The 19,970-nt window shown below is 53.6% G+C and carries 21 protein-coding genes and 1 tRNA gene; 14 read left to right on the plus strand and 8 right to left on the minus strand.

Going from position 1 to position 19,970, the window contains the following annotated elements:
* Window positions 1-10: 10 nt before the first annotated feature.
* From BUB22_RS08815 to BUB22_RS08840, 6 genes are all read right to left on the minus strand, one after another.
* Window positions 11-1,168 carry a hypothetical protein gene (locus BUB22_RS08815; RefSeq protein ID WP_073114815.1) on the minus strand — a complete coding sequence of 386 codons (1,158 nt, stop codon included), beginning with the start codon at window positions 1,166-1,168 and terminating at the stop codon, window positions 11-13.
* Between the two features lie 51 nt (window positions 1,169-1,219).
* On the minus strand, window positions 1,220-2,341 hold the full coding sequence (locus tag BUB22_RS08820; protein ID WP_139258895.1) for a hypothetical protein: 1,122 nt from the start codon (window positions 2,339-2,341) through the stop codon (window positions 1,220-1,222).
* Entirely contained in the window at window positions 2,334-3,077 is a 744-nt protein-coding gene (locus BUB22_RS08825) for a hypothetical protein (protein ID WP_073114817.1), read from the minus strand. Before BUB22_RS08825 ends, BUB22_RS08820 begins: the two co-directional genes overlap by 8 nt.
* On the minus strand, window positions 3,064-4,575 hold the full coding sequence (locus BUB22_RS08830) for a FecR family protein (protein WP_083535470.1): 1,512 nt from the start codon (window positions 4,573-4,575) through the stop codon (window positions 3,064-3,066). The genes BUB22_RS08825 and BUB22_RS08830 overlap by 14 nt, the downstream gene beginning before the upstream one ends.
* Window positions 4,576-5,164: 589 nt before the next feature.
* The gene (locus BUB22_RS08835; protein ID WP_073114819.1) at window positions 5,165-5,563 is read right to left on the minus strand and encodes a pyridoxamine 5'-phosphate oxidase family protein; all 399 of its coding nucleotides are present in this window, start codon (window positions 5,561-5,563) and stop codon (window positions 5,165-5,167) included.
* Between the two features lie 91 nt (window positions 5,564-5,654).
* On the minus strand, window positions 5,655-6,155 hold the full coding sequence (locus BUB22_RS08840) for an O-acetyl-ADP-ribose deacetylase (protein WP_073114870.1): 501 nt from the start codon (window positions 6,153-6,155) through the stop codon (window positions 5,655-5,657).
* Between the two features lie 237 nt (window positions 6,156-6,392).
* Between BUB22_RS08840 and BUB22_RS08845 the strand changes: the two genes are divergently transcribed.
* The 12 genes from BUB22_RS08845 (at window position 6,393) to BUB22_RS08900 (ending at window position 15,824) form a co-directional block, all read left to right on the plus strand.
* On the plus strand, window positions 6,393-7,319 hold the full coding sequence (locus BUB22_RS08845) for a T9SS type A sorting domain-containing protein (RefSeq protein ID WP_083535471.1): 927 nt from the start codon (window positions 6,393-6,395) through the stop codon (window positions 7,317-7,319).
* Window positions 7,320-7,339: 20 nt separating this feature from the next.
* The gene (locus tag BUB22_RS08850; protein ID WP_139258897.1) at window positions 7,340-7,669 is read left to right on the plus strand and encodes a hypothetical protein; all 330 of its coding nucleotides are present in this window, start codon (window positions 7,340-7,342) and stop codon (window positions 7,667-7,669) included.
* Window positions 7,670-7,729: 60 nt separating this feature from the next.
* Window positions 7,730-8,506, plus strand: coding sequence for a hypothetical protein (locus tag BUB22_RS08855; RefSeq protein WP_073114822.1), 777 nt, complete (start codon window positions 7,730-7,732; stop codon window positions 8,504-8,506).
* Between the two features lie 162 nt (window positions 8,507-8,668).
* Entirely contained in the window at window positions 8,669-9,367 is a 699-nt protein-coding gene (locus BUB22_RS08860) for a 16S rRNA (guanine(527)-N(7))-methyltransferase RsmG (protein WP_073114823.1), read from the plus strand.
* Entirely contained in the window at window positions 9,364-10,149 is a 786-nt protein-coding gene (locus BUB22_RS08865) for a ParA family protein (protein WP_072811598.1), read from the plus strand. Before BUB22_RS08860 ends, BUB22_RS08865 begins: the two co-directional genes overlap by 4 nt.
* Window positions 10,149-11,111 carry a ParB/RepB/Spo0J family partition protein gene (locus BUB22_RS08870; RefSeq protein ID WP_073114824.1) on the plus strand — a complete coding sequence of 321 codons (963 nt, stop codon included), beginning with the start codon at window positions 10,149-10,151 and terminating at the stop codon, window positions 11,109-11,111. The genes BUB22_RS08865 and BUB22_RS08870 overlap by 1 nt, the downstream gene beginning before the upstream one ends.
* A 7-nt stretch (window positions 11,112-11,118) precedes the next feature.
* Window positions 11,119-11,916 carry a M23 family metallopeptidase gene (locus BUB22_RS08875; RefSeq protein WP_073114825.1) on the plus strand — a complete coding sequence of 266 codons (798 nt, stop codon included), beginning with the start codon at window positions 11,119-11,121 and terminating at the stop codon, window positions 11,914-11,916.
* A 10-nt stretch (window positions 11,917-11,926) separates the two neighbouring features.
* Window positions 11,927-12,301: a bactofilin family protein gene (locus BUB22_RS08880; RefSeq protein ID WP_073114826.1), complete on the plus strand. Its 375-nt coding sequence runs from the start codon at window positions 11,927-11,929 to the stop codon at window positions 12,299-12,301.
* Between the two features lie 351 nt (window positions 12,302-12,652).
* Window positions 12,653-13,384: a metallophosphoesterase gene (locus tag BUB22_RS08885; protein WP_073114827.1), complete on the plus strand. Its 732-nt coding sequence runs from the start codon at window positions 12,653-12,655 to the stop codon at window positions 13,382-13,384.
* 58 nt (window positions 13,385-13,442) lie between these two features.
* Window positions 13,443-13,514, plus strand: a tRNA-Met gene (locus BUB22_RS08890).
* A gap of 18 nt (window positions 13,515-13,532) precedes the next feature.
* On the plus strand, window positions 13,533-13,958 hold the full coding sequence (locus BUB22_RS08895; RefSeq protein WP_073114828.1) for a hypothetical protein: 426 nt from the start codon (window positions 13,533-13,535) through the stop codon (window positions 13,956-13,958).
* 93 nt (window positions 13,959-14,051) lie between these two features.
* On the plus strand, window positions 14,052-15,824 hold the full coding sequence (locus BUB22_RS08900) for a DEAD/DEAH box helicase (RefSeq protein ID WP_073114829.1): 1,773 nt from the start codon (window positions 14,052-14,054) through the stop codon (window positions 15,822-15,824).
* Between the two features lie 27 nt (window positions 15,825-15,851).
* On the opposite strand, the gene BUB22_RS08905 is transcribed toward BUB22_RS08900, so the two are convergent.
* Together BUB22_RS08905 and BUB22_RS08910 are read right to left on the minus strand one after the other, a co-directional pair.
* Window positions 15,852-17,579, minus strand: coding sequence for a hypothetical protein (locus BUB22_RS08905; protein ID WP_073114830.1), 1,728 nt, complete (start codon window positions 17,577-17,579; stop codon window positions 15,852-15,854).
* Between the two features lie 9 nt (window positions 17,580-17,588).
* Complete coding sequence (locus BUB22_RS08910) at window positions 17,589-17,909, minus strand: hypothetical protein (RefSeq protein WP_073114831.1); 321 nt, start codon at window positions 17,907-17,909, stop codon at window positions 17,589-17,591.
* A gap of 213 nt (window positions 17,910-18,122) precedes the next feature.
* Here BUB22_RS08910 and BUB22_RS08915 point away from each other — a divergent pair, with 213 nt between their 5' ends.
* Together BUB22_RS08915 and BUB22_RS08920 are read left to right on the plus strand one after the other, a co-directional pair.
* Complete coding sequence (locus BUB22_RS08915) at window positions 18,123-18,833, plus strand: hypothetical protein (RefSeq protein WP_073114871.1); 711 nt, start codon at window positions 18,123-18,125, stop codon at window positions 18,831-18,833.
* 13 nt (window positions 18,834-18,846) lie between these two features.
* Window positions 18,847-19,917 carry an AAA family ATPase gene (locus BUB22_RS08920; RefSeq protein ID WP_073114832.1) on the plus strand — a complete coding sequence of 357 codons (1,071 nt, stop codon included), beginning with the start codon at window positions 18,847-18,849 and terminating at the stop codon, window positions 19,915-19,917.
* Window positions 19,918-19,970 lie beyond the last annotated feature (53 nt).

Below are 19,970 nucleotides of genomic sequence, written 5' to 3' on the forward strand. Positions count from 1 at the left end.
TACGCGAAGGCTAGTAGTTCACTGCCGCGTAGAAGTTGAACGCACCGAACACCTGGTCGTTGAAGAACCCGTCCTCGACGGCATCGTAAACGGCGCCCACTTCAAACTGATACTTGCAGTAGCGGCAGAACACCATACCCGCATTCACGTCGCCCGCGATATTTATCGCGAACTTGTCGCGGAACTTGCTGTAATGGTCGTCGTACTGCATGCCAAGCCCGAACTGCGCGCCAACAAAGGGAGTCACCGCGAAGTTGAAGAAGTTGACGCGGAAACCTATCATGTACATCGCGCGCCAGCCCCAGTTGTGCCACGCGTCGCCCGGGTTCCACCCGTAGATGTTGAGGGAAGTAAATGCGAACCTATCCCCGGTATCGAAAATCTTTCCTTCGCGCAGTATAACCGCCTTGCTGAAGTCCCGATCCGGGTTCAGGTCCTCGTCTTCCCAGTTGTACCAGATAGCCATGCCGCCGCCCAGCGTGCGCCAGGTACGGGAGTCGTGAGACTTCTCTTTTTTGTCCGAGGTATCGGTATCGGCATCGGCAACCTTCTGCTCGTCACTCTGGTCAAGCAACGCTACCCCCAGCTCGCGGGAATCACCCGACAGGGGAGCGCTGACGTTCACGAACACCCAGTTCTCGTTCTCGGTATAGACTGCAAAATCGCACACCTTCTTCCCGTCGGCTGCAATGCAGGTCCACGCCCTGCGCTTGTCCAAGTCCTGCCCCTCGGTCCTTACCGCATCTTCCGAATTCGTGACCCTGTTCTGCCCCATCTTCCATTTCAACATCATCTGGATCTTGGCGGAATCCGTCTTCGCGTACTCCAGCATCTGCTTGAAATCGCCGATCAGCGCACTCTTGCCAAACGTCTCTATCAGAATACGCTCGTTCCCCGCATTGCGTTCGAATTTCACCTTTTGGCTGTTCGACGTGGAACTGTTTTCCACACGTTTCCAGCTCGGTTCGGGCAAGTACACCATCATCTCCTCCGGAGACTTCAGCATGTATTTGCCGGAATACCACTCGTCGGCCTTGCTGGACCCGGAACCGCTATGCACCACGGCGCCCACGGCATCGTTCAGGACGGAACGTCCGATAGACCTGACGACACTCGCGCAGCCTGTCAGGGAAAATACAATCAGGAGAAGGAGTATTTTAGTTTTCATACCACTAATATACTCTCATTGTAACGAAAAAGAAACAATTTTTTCGTTTTTTTAGTAGTTCACTGCCGCGTAGAAGTTGAACGCACCGAACACCTGGTCGTTGAAGAACCCGTCCTCGACGGCATCGTACGATGCACCCAGTTCAACCTGGTACTTGCAGTAACGGCAAATCACGAGACCCGCATCGACATCGCCCGCGAGGTTTATCGCAAACTTGTCCGCAAACTTGCTGTAATGGTCGTCGTACTGCATGCCAAGCCCTATATGGGCGCCAATGAACGGAGACACGAACGCGCTGAACATGTAGATGCGGAAACCGAACATGGTCATGTAGCGCCAGCCCCAGTTGTGCCAGGCGTCACCGTAGTTGAATCCTAATAGATTCGAGTAGTTGAAAGCGAGCCTTCCGCCAAAGTCGATGATACCACCCCGACGGATGAGCAGCGCCTTGCTAAAATCGCGGTCAGGATTCGCATCCTCGTCCTCCCAGTTGTACCAGATGGACATGCCCACGCCGTAGCTCTTCAGCACGCGGGTCGCATGCTTCTCGTAATCGCTCAGTTCCGCGTTGTCTATCATGGAAAGCGTCCGCGTACCGAGTTCCTCGGCGTTCACGTCCTTAGGGGCAACCACACCCGAAATCACCCAGTTGCCTTTTTCGGTCACGATAACGAAGGTGCACTTGTTCTTGATGCTGTCGCTCATGCAAACGTGCCCGCGGTTCGCGGTGCGCACGACGCTCCCAATCGTAGCTGCCGCAGACGAATCGCCCGCAGGGGCCTTGAAATCCCGCATTTCCTTCTCGAGCATCTTCCAGATTTTCACGGAATCCGGGTCGGCAGGGTTATAGTCCTTTATGCCATCGGTCCTGAGCTTTTGCGGGGTCGTTGCCGAAACCGAGACGCTCACGCGGCCCGAATCGCGGTAGAACGTCACCACTTTCGAATCTGCGTCCTCGTACAGTTCAAGCGCGCTCCATCCGGTATCGGCAAGCGCAATCTTCATGGGCTCGGGCGAACGGATCATGTAGTTGCCGAACACGCGCGTGAACGTCATGTTCATGGCAGGCGCCGCATCTTCTTTAGGCGTGAACCGGAATAAACCCGCACAGCCTTCGAGCACAGTCGAAAGCACAAGTAAAAATGCAAGCAAGAGCATGGTCAGTCTATTCATCGAATTTCGCCTCCTGAATTTCGCGCGCCGCCTTCTCGATCTCGCGCTCGCGCAAGACCTCGTCCACCTTCGCACGCAGAACATCTTCCTCGTGAAGTTTGTAGAGCATGTTTCCCTGCTCCACGCAGGGGCGCAACACGCGCAAGTAGCTCACCATAAGCCCGACCATCGCGGCACATGCCGCAAAACAGCCAGACCAGGAATCTGCAATCTCGGCGAATGCCACCACGATGCCGACAAGAATGAAGGCAAGGAAAATAACGAGGTCGCGCCCGGTCACGGGCGTGTATTGAATACCGCGCCCGTCAAGCAGCTTCTGTTGCCGCCGTGCGATATCGCGCAAGATGAACACATCGAAAATATGCCCGATGTAGGGGAGGAGCACCGAACAAACAACCGCAACGTTCGGAGAGAAGGTCGTCGTCGTGAGGCAGCGCAAGTTCCTTATGGCACGGTAAAGCCACAATATCCAGTAGACGAAAAAAAGCCAGAACACGACAAAGCATACGGCCATAGTTCCAATCATCGGAACCAAGGCTGCCAAAAACAGATAGTAGAGATGCCGGGCGGTATCCGCATCCGTCACGGCCCCGCTCGCCATATAGCCCGTAACCTGGATGACGGTATTGCACAGCACCAGGAATACGACGATAATGATATACAAGAATTTCAGGAAGAACATGGCGCGTGCGCCGCGCCGGGAATTATCTTCCAGACGCACGCTACCTGAACTCATACACCTTGGTAGCGAGCACGGTCTCGCCGCTAAGCATGCTGACCTTGATCTTCACTGTGGTCATCTTGCCGCGCGGAATCTGCACCGTGGCGCTGTAGCCGATACCCGTTTCCGAGGGCACGTACTTCGTCTCGTACGTCTTGCCGCCAACACTGACCTCGACCGACTTTATCTGCGAGGGGTCATTGTCCACGATGTGTTCCACGTCGAACAGGAGCTCGGGATAGAGCGCGGCACCCTGCGAAACCTTCTTCTTGAAGACTTCCTTCGCGCCACCGCGCACCTTCACCTTCACGCCCGTCTTGGGGAAGCAGGCGAATTCACGTTCGATGCTGGCGTCGACGCCCTCCACGTTCTCGGGCACGAACCTGTACTTGAACGTACCCGGCAACAGCTTGAATGTAGCCGCGTAGTCCCTATCCAGCGTGACTTCCTTGAGGAGGCTGTCGTGCGCGAATATAGAGAGCTTGCCCTCGTTGTCCCTGAACCCGGACGTGGTGTAGAGCACCTCGCACTTGGTCATGTCGGACTTGATAACCTTCACGCTGCGGTCGAACCTGTAGACAAACGAAATGTTGCCACATACAAACGAATTGTGTTCGGCAGTGCATACCACCTCGAACTTCTTCGGGCCAAGCGCGGCACGGCTCCAGGTGGGCACAAAGCGCATGCGCTTGCCGTCGGAGGTGTAGCGTTCGGGGCCAATCGCCACCTGCATGCCTTCGGTACAGGTTGCAAAGATCTCGATGCTGTCGGCGTTCACCAGCGTGGGAACGGGCTCGAACCGGCATTCGTACTTGGACCGCAGGTCCTCATTGCGCTTCTCGATAGTCTCGTCGATTTCCTTCGCCTGCTTCTGGATATCCTCGACGGACTTCGTCGTATCGTCCACGGCCTCGCTTATCTTCTTCGCGAAGTCCGGATCGCCCGCGTTCTTCGCCTCGACAACCACGGGCGGCTTGCCCTTGCGGAAGGCGACAAACTGCTGCGCATGAACCGCGACTTCCTGGCCGTCCTGTTCCATCACCATCTCGCCCGAGTTGAGCGAACCGAACGACTGCCCGCCGTTGGTCACGCCGATGGTGCCGTCCGTACCGCGGATCGATGCGGTCATGGTCCCGGTCTTGAACTTGAACTGGCTCTTCTTGCCGGTCTGCTTCTGCGCGTTGAAGCGCAACAGGCCCTTCTTGATATTGACTTCAGAAATCTGCGAATCCTTGATGAACAGCACCTGCGTAAACTCGACAAGCGCGTTCTCCTCGATGGAGATCGTGCGGCCCTCGGGCATCGAGATGAGCACGCCGGATTCCACATCCGTCTGGATGAGGTCCTTGTCCTGGACCTTTGCGCCTACGCGCAGGCTAGCCCAGTCGCCATTACCCTTCTTCTTGAACGAGACGTCGCCAAGAACAGAACGTACCTTGGCGCTCTGCGGGGCAGCCATCGTGAAGGTGACCGCCAAAACCACCCAAACCGTTAAGCTCCTGAATATAGACATAGGACCTCTCGGAAACAAAAAACACTACGCCACAAGGCGCAACACAAACATAAATATAGACTATAATTTTCAAAAAAGCACGCGCCGCTTTATTCCAAAGCGGTATAATCAAGCCTATCACGGCGATAATGCAATTCCGCGTGACGCGAACGACTACTTTTTTCCAGCAGTCGATTGCGGAATTGTCAAGTCATCCTGGCTCCGGGAAGGTCATATTTTCAACATAGCATCCGTATACGTAACGTTAATTCAATGTTAATACTATGTTAATTTACGATTTGTGATAGTAATTAGTAATTTCCAAACCGCACAAGTTATCCACATGAGCAACCCGCGTTTCACGTGAAACATCCCAAAAATTGGAATCAATCCAAAATTTATTCACGAATATAAAAGTCAACTTTTGTGCTACCACGCATTTTGTTAATAGAATGTTTACAATATAATTAACAGAGCAAGGGCTTCTTACAATATAAAATGCCCCGACGATGAGGTCGTCGAGGCAAATTTTTCTGCCAGCCGCGCCGTCCAAAAGATTCCGGGTCAAACCCGGAAGACGCGTGGAAGGTCTTTCTTGTGAAACAGGCGCCTAGAACTTCACGGTGCGGGGAGCCGCCGTAAAGCTGTAGAACGTGGCAACCGCGTCCTTGAAGTAGAGCGTCTCGGTGTTGTCGTCGTCGGGCGAGTACATCGACTTGAGCTCGGGGTAGTGCTCCAGCATGTCGACCTTCGGTTCGCGGCGGTCGTCGCGGACGAGTGTTCCGGCAACGCGGACCCACTCGTTACCGGCCTTGTTCATGGCACAGATTTCGACCTTGCCGTTCTTCTGGATCTGCTTGGAGCAGTCCTTCGACTTGCCGGTCTGGATGTAGAGCTTGCCCTCGAAAATGTTGGCGGTACCGAACGGGCGGACGCGCGGCTGGTCGCCGTCGGCCGTCGCGAGGAAATACGCACCGCATGCCTTGAGAAATTTTACGACTTCTTCCATCTTGTTTTTCCTTAATAACGTCTGTTATTGTTTTTGTTAAAAGTTCGCTGTTGCAGTCAACTATATATAATATACAAAAAATGGATTTCACCTATTTCCGGTACGCGTCCCGATAAACTTTCAACATCTGTTCACCGAAACAGCAGAAGACCACCTTCTTGAGGCATTTTGCAGGGTACTTATCAACAGTTCGGATTGCAATCTCGGTTGCGGCCTCCCAGGGGTAGCCGTAGACCCCGCAGGAGATGGCGGGGAAGGCGACCGTCTCGCAGCCGTTCTCCTCGGCCAAATCGAGGCAACTTTTGTAGCAGGATTCCAGCAGTTCGGGTTCGCCGTGCAGGCCATCCCGGTAGATGGGGCCCGGAGTATGGATCACGAATTTGGCCGGAAGCCTGAACCCGGGGGTGATTTTCGCCTTGCCCGTCTCGCAACCGTTCAGGGGGATGCACGCCTGCAACAGTTCCGGACCTGCCGCCCGGTGGATGGCGCCGTCCACACCACCGCCACCCAGCAGGGAACAGTTCGCCGCATTCACGATGGCATCCACCGCAAGTTTAGTGATGTCGCCCTGGATAATCTCGATTTCTACCATATAGGCCTCCGGCATAAATATACTATTTATACCACATGATAAGCAGAACCGTTATGAAAATTGCCGCGATGAGGGAACACATGGGAACCTCCCTGGAATGGTCCTGCCGGCAATATATAAACATTTGATGACAAAGAATGTCAATAATAAAAAAATATCTCAAATAAACGAATTTTTCGCGAAAACTGAATATATATTTGGGTATCAGGGATTAAGCCCTCCTTAAAAGGAGAAAATATGGATAGGAGAATGATTTTCATGGCGCTCGCCTGCGCCGCTACAACTGCACTTGCGGCAAATACCGCCAGCCCGACATTTTTGTGGCTCGCCTCGACCGACACCATAGGCCGAGTCGAAACCGGGTCACCCGACTCTACGTCCGGCTGGTGGTTCGATTACACCGATGCAGCTGATAGCGGAAATTCCACTATCACGTTCCCTTCTGATATCAAACCGAACGCATACGGCAATTTCTATGGTCCGCTCATTGAAAACTACAACGGTATCCAGGCCAGTGTAAAAATGGGCGATGGCTACGAGTTCCCCTATGCCGGAATCGGTTTCAATGTCTGGAACGAGCAAAAGGAAGGCGCAGACATTTCCGCCTGGGGAGGCTTTTGCCTCGAGTACCAGTCCACAATCGGTTTCAGCATCGAACTCGTTCCCGAAAATGAAGAGGACGTGACCGCATTCAACAACTACAAGGCAACTGTCGCGAAGGCGGCATCCATGAATACCACGAATTTTCGATGGGATAAATTCAGGCAGGAGACCGGATGGGGCAAGGAAGCCAACCTGGATTCCGTACTTGCAAAGACGGCCTCCGTCAAGCTGGCATTTAATGAACGGGCGGGAACTGAGGGGGATTTCCTGATTTATATGGTCGGTTCTTACGGTATGTGTTCATGTTGCGGTCCAATGCCCGACAGAATCGGGAGCGACCCCACCACGATTCCCGTCAAGGCGACCCTTTCGGGCCGCATACTGCAACTTACCGGAGCGGTAGCCCTCGGGAAGGCAACCGTCGTCGATCTCCAGGGGAATGTCGTGATATCGGCACCAGCTACCGGCATAATGGATCTGTCCACGCTCAAGGCAGGCATGTACATGCTCCGCATCGAGGGTCCGGGAATCAGCCACTCGCAGAAAATTCTCCTGAAGTAAGACAATAGGGGTGGTTTCACGTGAAACATTATATATTCATCATATTGCTCGTAATGATTGCCGGCGGGATATCGTTCGCCCAGCTACTGCCACAAAAGCAGGCAGAGCACTTGCCGAAAATCGACCGCGCCATGATATTCAAGGTGGACTACAGTGACGAGGTGGAGATGCCCGCCGATACTTCCAGGACCATCGAGCAGCCGGTCCGGAGCGCAGAAAAGAGCGAACTTGCAAACAATACGCTGTTTATAAATACGCTCTGCGCGACAGGGGCGGTACTCGGGGCAGTCCTTGGCGGGAACGGAACCGCCGGTTGCTTCGTGATACCCAGCAGCAAACTGAAGTTCTGATGCCTTGGACATGTTGGTTTCACATGAAACATTCTGTATTGATTTATATATATTAGCGATATGAGGAGAACATTAGCCATACTCGCATTTTTGGTACTGAACGCCCATGCGGTCGACTGCATCCGCGCCAAGTTCGATATCTTTGTCGCGCAATACGAGGCACTCAACGACAATTACACAGGACTGATTATCGACAGCACGAGCTCTGACAATACCCAGGAAAAATTCACCTTTTCAAACGACCATACCTACCTATGGACATCGTACGCGCGCTTGAGTCCGAATAGCGAATTCAAGAAAAATGAACCTCAACAGATGAGTTACAAAGCGGAAATCTCCCAAGAAGGAGACTTCAAGATATATGACCGTGGTCCCCTAGTATACAGGGTATTCCACACGGAAGATTCCATTTATGTCGAGAAGTTATCAAACGAACACTCCGATACGACTATAATAATTTGGCACATCCGGAACGACACCCTTTACGAAAAGACCTCAAGCACCCTCATTGTTACGTACGATCCCGGATTCGAAAACAGGTGCTTCGAGACCCGGACGAATAACAGTTCTTACGAGGTACTGTACGAGTACGAAACCAAGGGGGATACCCTCATTGAATACTATGGTGCACTCCTAGGGAATGTGGGCTATCCTTCGGCAAACAGCAAGGCTACCGACAGCATTTGGACCAAAACCTTCTACGTACCATTCAACACCGAGCAGTCTCTGGGGATTTTCCAGACACCACGCCCGACTAACATCTCTAAAAAGGGAAGACACTTCGACCTCCTCGGACGCCCCGCGAGGGGAAAGTACACCACGAAGTTTTCAAGGTAAGTTCACAGCATTTCAACATTTATCAAAAACTTATTAACGGATATTTTAAAAAAGTGAAAGGGTGCCGATGTCGGCGCTCTCTTTTTTTTGTGAGATATACTAAATTGTGTTTCACGTGGAACCAAAATCTTTGACGATTTTGGTTCCACGTGAAACATAGCAATGAGTTACAGAACGAACATAGAGCAGCAGAATCTCCTGAACCAGTTCCTGAAGGAACATATTCTCTCTGAGTTGTCCAAAGAGCAAATGGACAAGCTCTATGACTTTGCCGATCTGGTGGTGGAAACCAAGCAATTCGGCAACTTGATTTCAGCGAAGGATTCCGAGAAGTTTCTCAGCAGGCACATCGCCGACTCGCTCATTCCCTATATATATATAGTGAAGGAATTGGACATTGCGATAGAATCTATGGATCCTATCGGAAACTCCGTTTCCTCCAGGATGACAATCGGGAAAAAATGGGCCGACATGGGTGCAGGTGCAGGGTGCCCGGTCTTCCCGCTCGCCATCGCGATGCCCGAGGTCCAGTTCTATGCGGTCGAGCCCCGCCACATGCGCGTGGAGTTCATGAACTACGCGAAGGAAAAACTCGGACTCAAGAACCTGACCGTGGTGGGCAAGCGCTTCGAGACTTCGGGCCTTGCCAACCTGGACTTCATCAGCTGCCGCGCCCTCTCGACATTCGAAAACGACTGGGAACGTGCGCAGCCCGCCCTCAAGAAGGGTGGACTATTCCTCACATTAAAAAGTTTCAATAGCATTTCACACCTGGAAAACGACCCGGCAGTCAACATCTGGAAATACAAGCTGCCGAACGAAGAACAGGATTACGCCTTAGTCACTCGAGGTAATAAATGAGTAAAGTGATAGCAGTATGCAACCAGAAGGGCGGCGTGGGCAAGACCACGACAGCCGTCAACCTGGCTGCAAGTTTTGCCGCTCTCGAAAAGAAGACTCTCCTTATCGACATGGACCCGCAGGGGAACGCGTCGCAGGGGCTCGGCTTCAACGAATCCCAGGAAGTGGATATCCACGAGGTTTTGGACCTGGCGGAAAACCCGGACAACATGACGCTCGAGAACATCGCGCCCGCCGTCATGGACACGAGCCTCGACTACCTGAAGGTCATTACCTCTGGCCCGGACCTCGCCGTCATGGAAATCGAACTGGTGAACGCGATGAGCCGCGAACACAGGCTCGAGCGAATCATCAACGTGCTCAAGAACGAATACGAGTTCATCATCATCGACGCACCCCCGAGCCTGAACCTGCTCACGCTGAACGTGCTCACCGCCGCGACGAGCGTGCTTATCCCTATCCAGTGCGAATATTACGCCCTGCAGGGTATGACCGAACTTTTCAAGACCATCCGTGAAGTGCAGAAGAACCTGAACGCGAACCTCAAGATCGAGGGTGCGCTCCTCACGATGTACTCCGCAAACCTGAGCCTCTCGAAGCAGGTCGCCGCCGAAGTCCGCGAGAACCTCTCCGACACGGTATTCCAGACGATGATTCCGAGAAACGTCCGCCTGAGCGAAGCGCCCAGCCACGGCAAGCCGGTCATCCTGTACGACGTGCAGAGCACCGGCTCGCAGGCATACATGAAACTCGCCGAGGAAATTCTGAACAAGGGTAAGTAATGGGAAAGAAATCTTTTGCACTGGGTCGCGGCCTCGCCGCCATCATGAAGGACCACGACATCAATTTTAAAGGTGAACAGGCGAACACTATCAACAATCCTTCCGAAACTGCCGAAAAGTTCGAGAAGATTGTTGAAATCTCGATTGACCTTATCGACCCGAACCCCTTCCAGCCGCGCAAGGCGTTCGACGACGAGGAACTTTCCGAACTTGCCGACTCCATCAAGCAGCAGGGTCTTATCCAGCCGATCGCCCTGCGCAAGGTGGGCGACCGTTACCAGATTATCAGCGGCGAACGCCGTACCCGCGCGACCAGGATTGCAGGTCTCCCGACAATCAAGGCGCAAGTCTTCGAGGACCTTGACGACAAGGCGATGGCGGAATGGGCGCTCATCGAGAATATCCAGCGCGTCGACCTGAACCCGGTCGAAATTGCACGTTCCTATCAACAACTTATCGATAAGCACGGCTACAAGCACGAAGACCTGGCCAAGATTGTGAGTAAGTCGCGCTCCGCGATTACCAACAGCCTGCGCCTCCTCAAGCTCCCGGAACAGGTGCTCTTGTGGATAGAGGAAGGAAAGTTGAACAGCGGTGCCGCCCGCGCACTCTGCAGCGACAAGATTGGCGACCCCGAATCGCTTGCGGAACGCATCATCGAGGAAGGTCTGAACGTTCGCCAGATCGAGGCGATTATCCGCGGCGACGACGATGGTTCGACAGGCTCACCAACCGAAAACGTCAAGGTCCCTGAGCCTGCCGAAGGGCCCGAGACGCCCGCGAAGCCCAAGCCGGAACTGAGCGCCGACATGAAACAGTTCGAATCCAAACTGGAGACGTTCTTCGGCACGAAGGTGCAGCTCAACCCGAGCAGCTCCGGCAAGCCGGAAGGCACCATCGTCATCAAGTACTACAGCATGGACGACCTGACTCGCATCCAGGAAATCATGGAAAACCGCTAGGCAGCTCATGAAAAAGAAGTACTACACAGTACAGATTATCCCGGAAGACTCGCACGAAATCAAAAAGTTCAAGGTTTCGACGAGGTGGTTCCTCTTCTGGAAGATTTTTCTGGTAATTTTCATAATTGTTCTCGGTGCTTTCTGCTACAATCTGGCAAAAATCAACCGGATTGTCGCAAGTTACGAGAAAATCCGCGTGGTCAATGCCCAACTTATCAAGAAAGACAAGAACTACGAGGAAATGTTCGAGCGCCTTGACTCCCTCTGGATACTGGAACAGCGTATCCAGAACATATTCGAGACGTTTATCGAGAACGACTCCAACAAAATCAACAGTATTATAGACAGGAACAGGTTCGCTCACTCGCCTTCCGAGAAAAACGAAATCGATTTCGAAGGACACGGGTGGAAAACCCTCGAGGAAAAGTTAAAAATCGAGAAAATTCCGGATATCGTACCTGTCGTGGGTATCGTGAGCAAGAAATTCAGCGGAGAAAGCGGCCATCTCGGTACGGACTTCTCGGCTAACCCGGGTAACCCGGTCTTCGCTACCGGAACGGGAACCGTGGAATTCGCAGGCAAGAAGGGCGAACTCGGGAACACCATCGAAATCAACCACGGGAACGGCTACGTCACTACCTACTCGCACCTGATGAACATCAAGACGAGAAAGGGGAGCCCCGTTCACAAGGGCGACATCATCGGATCGGTGGGTGCCACGGGTACCACGAACGGACCGCACCTGCATTATACTATTATTAAAGACGGGGTCCCGCAGGACCCGGAAACCTATATCAACTACTAAGAGGTTAAAAATGGCTACAAAAGGCGAACAGGAAATTACCCAGATTGGCGGCAGCATCACCATCAAGGGTGACATCAGCGGCAAGAGCGACGTGCGTGTTGCCGGCAACGTGAACGGCAGCATCAACATCGAAGGCGAGCTCATCATCGAGCGCAGCGGCTACATCGAAGGCGAAATCAAGGCCACCAACGCCGTTGTCGCCGGTAGCGTGAAGGGCAATATCGACGTGTCCGAAAAGCTCATCCTCGAGAGCTCCTCCAAGTTCGTGGGCAACATCAAGACCAAGCAGCTCATTATCCAGGAAGGAGCAATGTTCCAGGGCAACTGCCAGATGGGCATGCCGACACAGGCTGCAGCACCTGCCAAGAAAGAGGAAAAGGCCTAATCCACCACCATATCATAGTTATCTATTTATTTATATATATAGTAATAACTATGATGCTGTTTATAGTGGATAAGTTTTCCGGCTATTTTGCATAAGGTGATGATGGTCAATAGGTTATGAAGAAATGTTGAAGGTTGAGAAATGTTGAAAAGTTTATAGTCTCTCAACTTTTTTCAATGTTCACAAGTGTTGAACCTTACTTTTCAATGGCTGTGAACAACTATTCACCACCCCCTTATTGAAGAATCCGGAAACCTGCAGGTCTGTGAATATGCGAAATATCACACTCAGTGCAGATAAATTCTTTTTTCTTGTATAAACGGCAGTTAATATTTTATATTAAAGGCACTAATGTCGTCTAAAGTATTGAAGATAGGTCAGATAACGGATATCCATATCGGTGAGGATGAAAACCTTGTCCAAGGGATCGATGTTCGCAAGAACTTCCTTACCGCGTTGAATTCCGAATCCATGAAGGATATCGACCTTCTCGTGCTTTCGGGCGACCTCGCGAACGAGAACGCCGAGCCGGGCGCCTACCGCTATATCGCGGAACAGCTCAAGGGGGTCAAGTGCCCCGTGTGCATTATCCCCGGCAACCACGACAGTCTCGACGTGATGGTGAAGTTCTTCGACATGCCGGTGAAGAACGGCAAGTGCTATTTCCGCTACGACCTCGAAGGCAAGTCCATGTTCTTCCTGGACAGTGCAATCGGTGAGGTTTCCCGCGACCAGCTCGACTGGCTCGAGGAAGAAGTCCCGAAGGTCGACGGCGAAGTTATACTGTTTATGCACCACCCGCCCTGCTTTTGCGGGCACAAGTTCATGGACCTGCACTACCACCTGAGGAACATGATGGAGGTGCAGCAGGTTCTCTCGAAGTTCAAGAACCTGAACCACGTTTTCTGCGGGCACTACCACAGCGAGCACCAGATGAAGTTCTCGCACATCCACGTGCATGCCGCTCCGCCTACGCAGATGCAGATTGACGCCGACAGGCCGTACTTCAAGTTGAAGAGCACCGAGCCCGGTTGGCAGGTTATTTACTGGGGCGATTCCGTCAAAACCGAGGTACATTACTAGTTTTTTTCGGGAAATCCCTTGAAATTGCTCGACTACTATGCTATATTTGCCCCTACGTGGCGGTTTAGCTCAGTGGTAGAGCACTGGAATCATAATCCATTGGTCCGGGGTTCAAATCCCTGAACCGCTATTAAAAAAAGAGGCGCATATGTCGAAACGAATTCTTGCAATTTCAATTCTGGCTATCGCCTCTTTTTTTGTTGCCTGTGAAAACGACGATGGCGACCAGCCGCAGATGCAGCAGGTGCAGGCGAACCTCCCGAAATCCGTACCCATAGTGAACGTCGACCCGTTCACCGCCCCTGCAGAACCCGTGGTGACGCAGGACCAGGCGAACAAGTACGTGAAGGCGAGCGCCGCCCTCGTGGAACTCGGCGTGAGCTGGTCCAAGAAAATCGAGGAAGCGAAGGAAGGCGAGAAGGTCCAGATTCTCGACGCCTACAACGTGGCCCGCGACCAGCTGTGCGCACGCATCGGCCTCAAGGGCATCGCCGAGTACAACTGGATTACCGAGGTGGCGCTCCCCAACCCGCGCAACATCCCGTTCTTCGAGGCGGCAGGCCTCAAGAAGTAGCGAAAGCCCGCAAGAAAAAATTTGCAGAAGACCGCCCGCTGGGGCGTTTTTTTTTATAGATATATGTTGTCAACCTTTATGCCGGAGATCTAGATGCCGATCCGTATTACTATCAACCCGAATTCAGAATCCAGCGCGGAGTGGGCCATTTTCCATATGGCAGAAACACTCGGACCCGCGTGGGACGTGTGGATGAACCGCCACCTTGTTTTCAACAGCCGTGCGTGTGGCGCCATGAACAGGGAGGTTGACTGCATTCTGTACCACCGTGAGTACGGCATGCTTATTGTGGAATGCAAGGGCGGCAAGATTTGGACAAGGTATAACGAGAAATCAAAGGCCACGGAATGGTTCAGTGGTAATAACCCGCTGGTGCCGCCGCCGAGCGAGCAAGTGGGTTCGCTTATTTCTCCCCTGCACGAATACATGAAGGAAATCCTCGAGCCCGCACGCGAAGGGAAGATGCGCAAGGTGCGCGTGCAGTGGGCGGTATGCTTTAGCGACATGGACAGCATGGAAGGGATTCCCGGTTCGGAAATCCCGAGGAAGCGCGCGCTGCTGCGGCCAGACGTTCTCAACGCGAAACGTTTCGAGAAGCGAATCATCGAGATTCTCGAAACTCCTGTACAGGCGAACGGCAACATGCCGTTCATGAACGAGTACCTCGACGAGGATTCGCTCTTTAGGCTCAGGAACTTCCTTGACGGCCAGGGCGAAAAACCCGATGCGGCAGAAATCATTAAGAGCAGTTACGAGAACTGCTTCCAGGAGGCGACCGAGATGCAGCAGATGATGATGGAATCCATCTCGCGCAACCCGCGCATGCGCATCGAGGGAGTGGCCGGTTCTGGGAAGTCGCACATGGTAGTGTGGGATGCGCTTCGCCTTTCGCGCATAGGCAAGAACGTGGCGATAGCCTGCTATAACGACCTGCTGGCAACAGAACTCAAGCACGATGTAGACAAGGTAATAAGCAAGGACCGCATAGGTGTCGAAAAGAAGTATGCGCAGGACGGCGGCGTGAGTTACGGGCGCGTAGACGTGCTTGCCTATTCTGAATGGTGCGAGAAATATGTACGCGCCGCGAAGGTGAAGGTAGCGAAGAGTGGCGACAGGTCGCTGTATTTTGACAAGGAACTCCCCCAGGCATTCGTGAAGGCGCAGAAAATTCTGGCGAAAGACAAGAAAACGCGCGAGAAGTTCTTTTACGATGCGGTAATCATCGACGAAGGGCAGGACTTCGCGAGCGAATGGGTAGACTCATTCCTCGGGCTCTTGCACAACGAGGAACACGGCACCGTGAGGTTCTTCTACGATCCGGCGCAACGCCTGTATGCAAGCCGCAACGGTATCGATAACGCGCAGGTCGAGAAGATGCCCGTGATGGTGCTGAACCGCGGGTTCCGCAGCACGAAGCGTATTCTCGAATGGGTGCGCAAGAATACCGGGTTCAGGCTGCAGGCTTTCGACAACATAGTGCTTGGTGAAACTGTCAAGGAAATGCAGTACAGGGACGGTGCAGAGCAGGCGCAGATGCTGCGCGCTCGTATCGACGAACTCATAAAGAAGAAGCACCTTTCCGTTTCGGATATCCTCGTGGTATCGATGAAGAGCGACAAGAGTTCCGCGCTCAAGGGTATTTCTGATGACCGCATTGTATGGAATGCGGGGGGCGACAAGACTCTGATTAAGGACAAGGTAAATATCGTGAGCGTCTACCGTATCAAGGGTCTTGATTCTACGGCGGTAATACTTACCGACATCGAGGAACCCGCCGAGGCGAGCAGGCACGAAGACTGGAAACGCTGCCTGCTCGTAGGCGCCACCCGCGCGAAATCACTCCTTACAGTTTTCAGGAAGAAGTAGCGAGCGCCTTGCCGCGCGGGCTATAAGCTACCACGCGAAATCGACTACGATACGCCAGTAGTTGTCGGTATCGAACCTGTGCGAGTGCCCGCTGCCGCCTACGCCGAAGTTGAACTGGTATTCGGCGGAGAAGTGGCGCGTAATCTGCAGGCCAATCCCGAGCCACACGGAGAACGTGAGGTCCTTCACTCCGTTGAAGCGCGTCTCGATATCGTCGAGGAACCCGAGCCCGAGCTGGTCCTTCGCCGCCTCCTTGACTTCTTCTTCCTTGCTCAGTTCCTTCTCGGATTCCGGAGCCTCCACCTTGTATATCTCGAAGATGGGCTTGTGGAAGTTGAAGGTCTGGCTTATGAACGGCTTGAATATGGGAATGTAGGGCACGCCTAGCCTGAACGATATCGGGATATCGAGCCCGATGTTGTGGTAGTAGATATCTACTTTGTCTGTAAGAGCGAGGGTATCTTCGAGGGTGAATTTCTTGTAGTGGTAGAACGTGCCCATGCCTATGCTGAACGCGCCGCCGTCGTAGAAGTACCAGCGCAGGTAATAGGTGAGCCCGCCCTCGTATCCGGTTTCGTCGTCAAGGTTGCGGATGCGTCCGTAGCCCTTCTGGTAGTAGCTGTGCTCGCCGAAGTTGCCGTACGTGAATTCCATGACCTTGTAGAAAATGCGGTCCTTCTTCTTTGTGGAATCGGCCGGGGCGGATTCGGCGGCTTGCGGGCAGGCCGCGGGTGCGGGCTGCGCGGCCGTGGTGTCGGCAGGTGCGCTTGCGGGCGCCTGCTCTACTGCGGGTGCCGCCTTTGCGGTATCCGCGGGTGCTGCGGCCGCTACCGGCTTGGGTTCTTCGGTCGGGTGCATCTCGAGGATGGCGAATTCAGCGCTTGTGAACGTGACGGTGTAACTGCACTTGCCTTCCACGTTGCAATGCGCCTGCACGGAATCCGCGATGGCGCGGGCCATCTCTTCGCGCAGGAGCTTTGTACGGAACTTGAGGAGGCTGTCGGCGTATGCCGTCTTTTCGGCAATCTCCTTGTCGATGGCGATGATGTCGCGGGTGTTCTGCTCGTGCGCCTTGCACTGGCACGAGGATTCCGCAAGCTGGCAGAACGCCTTGAGTTCGGCTTCGGCCTTCGCGGCGGAATCGGCGCGGGCGATAGAATCTGCGTGTGCCTTCGCGAGCGCCGCGGAATCGGGCGGCGTTGCAATTTCTGGTTCCTGCTCAATGAGAATCACGTCGCCTGCGGGCTGTGCAGCGAGCGCGCAAGTGTTGCAGCGGTCGGTGCATTCCTGCGACATCGGCGCGATGGGCAGCAGGCTACGGCGCCTCTGGAGCGAATCGACCGTAGCGTTTGCGGCGCGGATAGCCTGGGGCTGCATCTTGAGGGCGCGTTCGCTTGCGTCGGACGTACCCGAGAGCAGCTGGAACTTCGTGAGCATGGTGCGGCCCTTGTCCATCGACTTGTAGTATCCGTTTTCGAATGTGATGCTCCGGGCACATGCGGCCTTGTCGCAGCCTGCGAGAATCGCCTCGGTGAGCTTGCGCTTGCCGAGTTCCACGCCCATGTTCTTGGATTTCGCGCTGTCGATGACGAACGGGCAGTTGCAGGTGGATTCTATCTTGTCGCAGTTCTCGGCGCGTGTTTCGCCGTGGCACGATACGCACAGGTCATAGCACATCGAGTCGGCGAGGGCGGAGGTCGCAAGGAAGGTGGCGAGGATCGCTACGGTCGGGAAATTCTTGAAAAAGTTTCGCATGGTAGCCCCCTAGAAGATGATGGCGAGGACGATGAAGGCGACTGTACCGATGGCCGACATCACGATGGGGAATATCGGGATGTTGCTTTCCGGCTTGGCGGTATTGTCGCATTCGGGGTTGGACTGCGCAGGTGCGGCTTCTTCTTTTGCAGGGGCGGCGCTCTCGGCCCCTTCGGCCTTTGCCTCGGGTGCCTTCGCGTTGTCTTCGTCGACGAGTGCGGCATCGTTCTTGTCGGTGCGGCCGGCAGCGGGTGCGGCCACGGAATAGCATGCCAACAAGCCCACGAGCAGGGCGATGGCGGAAAGAGTCGAAAATCTAGACGTAGTCATGCGCAGAATCCTCTGTACCTATATAACATAATTTAACACCTTTTGCGCGCTAGCGTACCGGATAATTCGCGTTTTTCCCTATTACCTGGCTTTTTTTGACAAAATTTCGGTATAAAACGATAAAATAATGCATTCGTCGGGAATTTTTCGGCCAATTTCCAAAGCGACATTATTTGTCGCAGTTGGATGGTATATTATGCACAGGACGCTATTATGGTTAATAAGAACAAGGACCGTTCTTTTGAACGGATTGCGTACAGGTATTGGGAAAAGCTGGTTGGCGGGATTCTTGTCCCCGGTGAGCGGGGGTATGTGCCTTCCGAAGGGGAGGTGCTTTGCGCTTATAACGAACTGAAGGAACGGCACCTTGAATGTGATTGCATTGTACTTAGGACTGGCACACATTCGGGGGAATTCTACCAGCAAGGCGATAAAATCGCTGGTGTCAGAATTGTCCGGCAGCTTGATTCTGTCGGTACTATCGAATTCCGTTTGTCGACCGATTTCCATGTGCGCCTCGATATCGAAGGGCTTTCACCATTATCCCGGACGGAAGCGAATTGCGATCTGTCACAGACAATAAGCAACTTTGAAAATTTCATCGACAATTTCCCGCGGTACATGGAAGGGCTCGAACGAAAGAAACTTGAATTCGAGAAAAATAACAAGCTGGAGGAAATGGCGAAGAGCGGCATCCAGGCGACCGTTTCACAGCTCCTTACACCGATGGGATACCGTTGGGACCTGGTAGAACGGGGCAGGGATTACCTGCTCAAGGTTGGAGGGCACGGAACCTGGATGGAGTTTACGCTCAACCGCAGGAATTTTGCCAAGCGTCTGGCGGAGTTGCCCGATGTGCTCGGGCAGATAGAAGCCCTGAGCAAGAACATGACGTTTCCGATGAATATAGAGATAATAAAATAGACAAGAGGATTGTATGGCGGTAAGAATAAACGCGAATGAATTGGAAAAGCTGTTGGCAGCGACTCCCGCATCGCAGAACATAATGCTCACGGGCAAGCACGGGATTGGCAAGTCGCAGATCCTGGAGAGGTTCTTCACGGCGCGCGGAGAACGCGTGGTAATTCTGTTCCTCGGGCAGATGAGCGATCCGGGCGATTTGATTGGGCTTCCGCGGCTCGACGAGGTCGCAGGCAAGACCATTTTTATACCGCCGTACTGGTTCCCGACGGACGGCAAGCCCGTGGTCCTTTTCCTGGACGAACTGAACCGCGCCCGCCCGGAGGTTTTGCAGACCATCATGGACCTGACGCTCAACCGGACTCTTGCGGGCCGCAAGTTGCCCGAGGGCTCCCGCGTGATTAGCGCGGTGAACGACGGCGAGGAATACCAGCTCACTGACTTGGATCCGGCACTCGTGAGCCGCTTCAACATCTACGAATTCAAGCCCACCGCGCAGGAATGGCTCCTGTGGGCATCCAAGGCGGGGCTCGATTCCCGCGTTATCGACTTCATCTCGGAAAACCCGGATATGCTCGACGGTGCCGCCTTTACCCGCGAGGACCAGGGGCTCGAAAAGTCGCCCGACAGGCGCGGGTGGGAGCGCGTCTCGAAGGTGTTACAGACAAACGAAGTATCGGCGCTTTTAAAGACCGTAATTGCGGGCATCATCGGGATGCCTGCCGCATCGAAGTTCTTCGCGACAATCAACCAGAAGAAACTCCCAAGCGCGAAAGACATACTACTCGGCGATTTCGCGAAGCATAAGTCGGCAATCAGGAAGTGCACCACGCCGCAACTTGCCTCCGTGAACGAGTCCGTATTCCGCTTCATTGAGACGAAGGGCTACGACGCAAAGGACGAGACGAAGGTGATAGAGAACTTCGCCGCATACTTTGAATTCCTTTCGGGCGAAAAATTCCGCGAGGCGCAGGCGCATTTCGCGAACCTGTATTCCTCCTCGATGTACCCGGCCGCCATGACGCTTGTCATCATGAAGTGCCCCGAACTGTACAAGAAAATCACGCAATTCGTCCAGTCAATTTAACCCAGTTTGTCATCCTGGAGGCCTCAAAGAGGCCGATAGGATCCATCGAGATT

Origin of the sequence: Fibrobacter sp. UWCM (assembly GCF_900129735.1) — a bacterium.
GTDB lineage: Bacteria > Fibrobacterota > Fibrobacteria > Fibrobacterales > Fibrobacteraceae > Fibrobacter.

Coding starts and splice junctions, on each gene's coding strand:
- BUB22_RS08815 (WP_073114815.1), bottom strand. CDS start 1,168: ATGAAAACTAAAATACTCCTTCTCCTGATTGTATTTTCCCTGACAGGC.
- BUB22_RS08820 (WP_139258895.1), bottom strand. CDS start 2,341: ATGAATAGACTGACCATGCTCTTGCTTGCATTTTTACTTGTGCTTTCG.
- BUB22_RS08825 (WP_073114817.1), bottom strand. CDS start 3,077: ATGAGTTCAGGTAGCGTGCGTCTGGAAGATAATTCCCGGCGCGGCGCA.
- BUB22_RS08830 (WP_083535470.1), bottom strand. CDS start 4,575: ATGTCTATATTCAGGAGCTTAACGGTTTGGGTGGTTTTGGCGGTCACC.
- BUB22_RS08835 (WP_073114819.1), bottom strand. CDS start 5,563: ATGGAAGAAGTCGTAAAATTTCTCAAGGCATGCGGTGCGTATTTCCTC.
- BUB22_RS08840 (WP_073114870.1), bottom strand. CDS start 6,155: ATGGTAGAAATCGAGATTATCCAGGGCGACATCACTAAACTTGCGGTG.
- BUB22_RS08845 (WP_083535471.1), top strand. CDS start 6,393: ATGGATAGGAGAATGATTTTCATGGCGCTCGCCTGCGCCGCTACAACT.
- BUB22_RS08855 (WP_073114822.1), top strand. CDS start 7,730: ATGAGGAGAACATTAGCCATACTCGCATTTTTGGTACTGAACGCCCAT.
- BUB22_RS08860 (WP_073114823.1), top strand. CDS start 8,669: ATGAGTTACAGAACGAACATAGAGCAGCAGAATCTCCTGAACCAGTTC.
- BUB22_RS08865 (WP_072811598.1), top strand. CDS start 9,364: ATGAGTAAAGTGATAGCAGTATGCAACCAGAAGGGCGGCGTGGGCAAG.
- BUB22_RS08870 (WP_073114824.1), top strand. CDS start 10,149: ATGGGAAAGAAATCTTTTGCACTGGGTCGCGGCCTCGCCGCCATCATG.
- BUB22_RS08875 (WP_073114825.1), top strand. CDS start 11,119: ATGAAAAAGAAGTACTACACAGTACAGATTATCCCGGAAGACTCGCAC.
- BUB22_RS08880 (WP_073114826.1), top strand. CDS start 11,927: ATGGCTACAAAAGGCGAACAGGAAATTACCCAGATTGGCGGCAGCATC.
- BUB22_RS08885 (WP_073114827.1), top strand. CDS start 12,653: ATGTCGTCTAAAGTATTGAAGATAGGTCAGATAACGGATATCCATATC.
- BUB22_RS08895 (WP_073114828.1), top strand. CDS start 13,533: ATGTCGAAACGAATTCTTGCAATTTCAATTCTGGCTATCGCCTCTTTT.
- BUB22_RS08900 (WP_073114829.1), top strand. CDS start 14,052: ATGCCGATCCGTATTACTATCAACCCGAATTCAGAATCCAGCGCGGAG.
- BUB22_RS08905 (WP_073114830.1), bottom strand. CDS start 17,579: ATGCGAAACTTTTTCAAGAATTTCCCGACCGTAGCGATCCTCGCCACC.
- BUB22_RS08910 (WP_073114831.1), bottom strand. CDS start 17,909: ATGACTACGTCTAGATTTTCGACTCTTTCCGCCATCGCCCTGCTCGTG.
- BUB22_RS08915 (WP_073114871.1), top strand. CDS start 18,123: ATGGTTAATAAGAACAAGGACCGTTCTTTTGAACGGATTGCGTACAGG.
- BUB22_RS08920 (WP_073114832.1), top strand. CDS start 18,847: ATGGCGGTAAGAATAAACGCGAATGAATTGGAAAAGCTGTTGGCAGCG.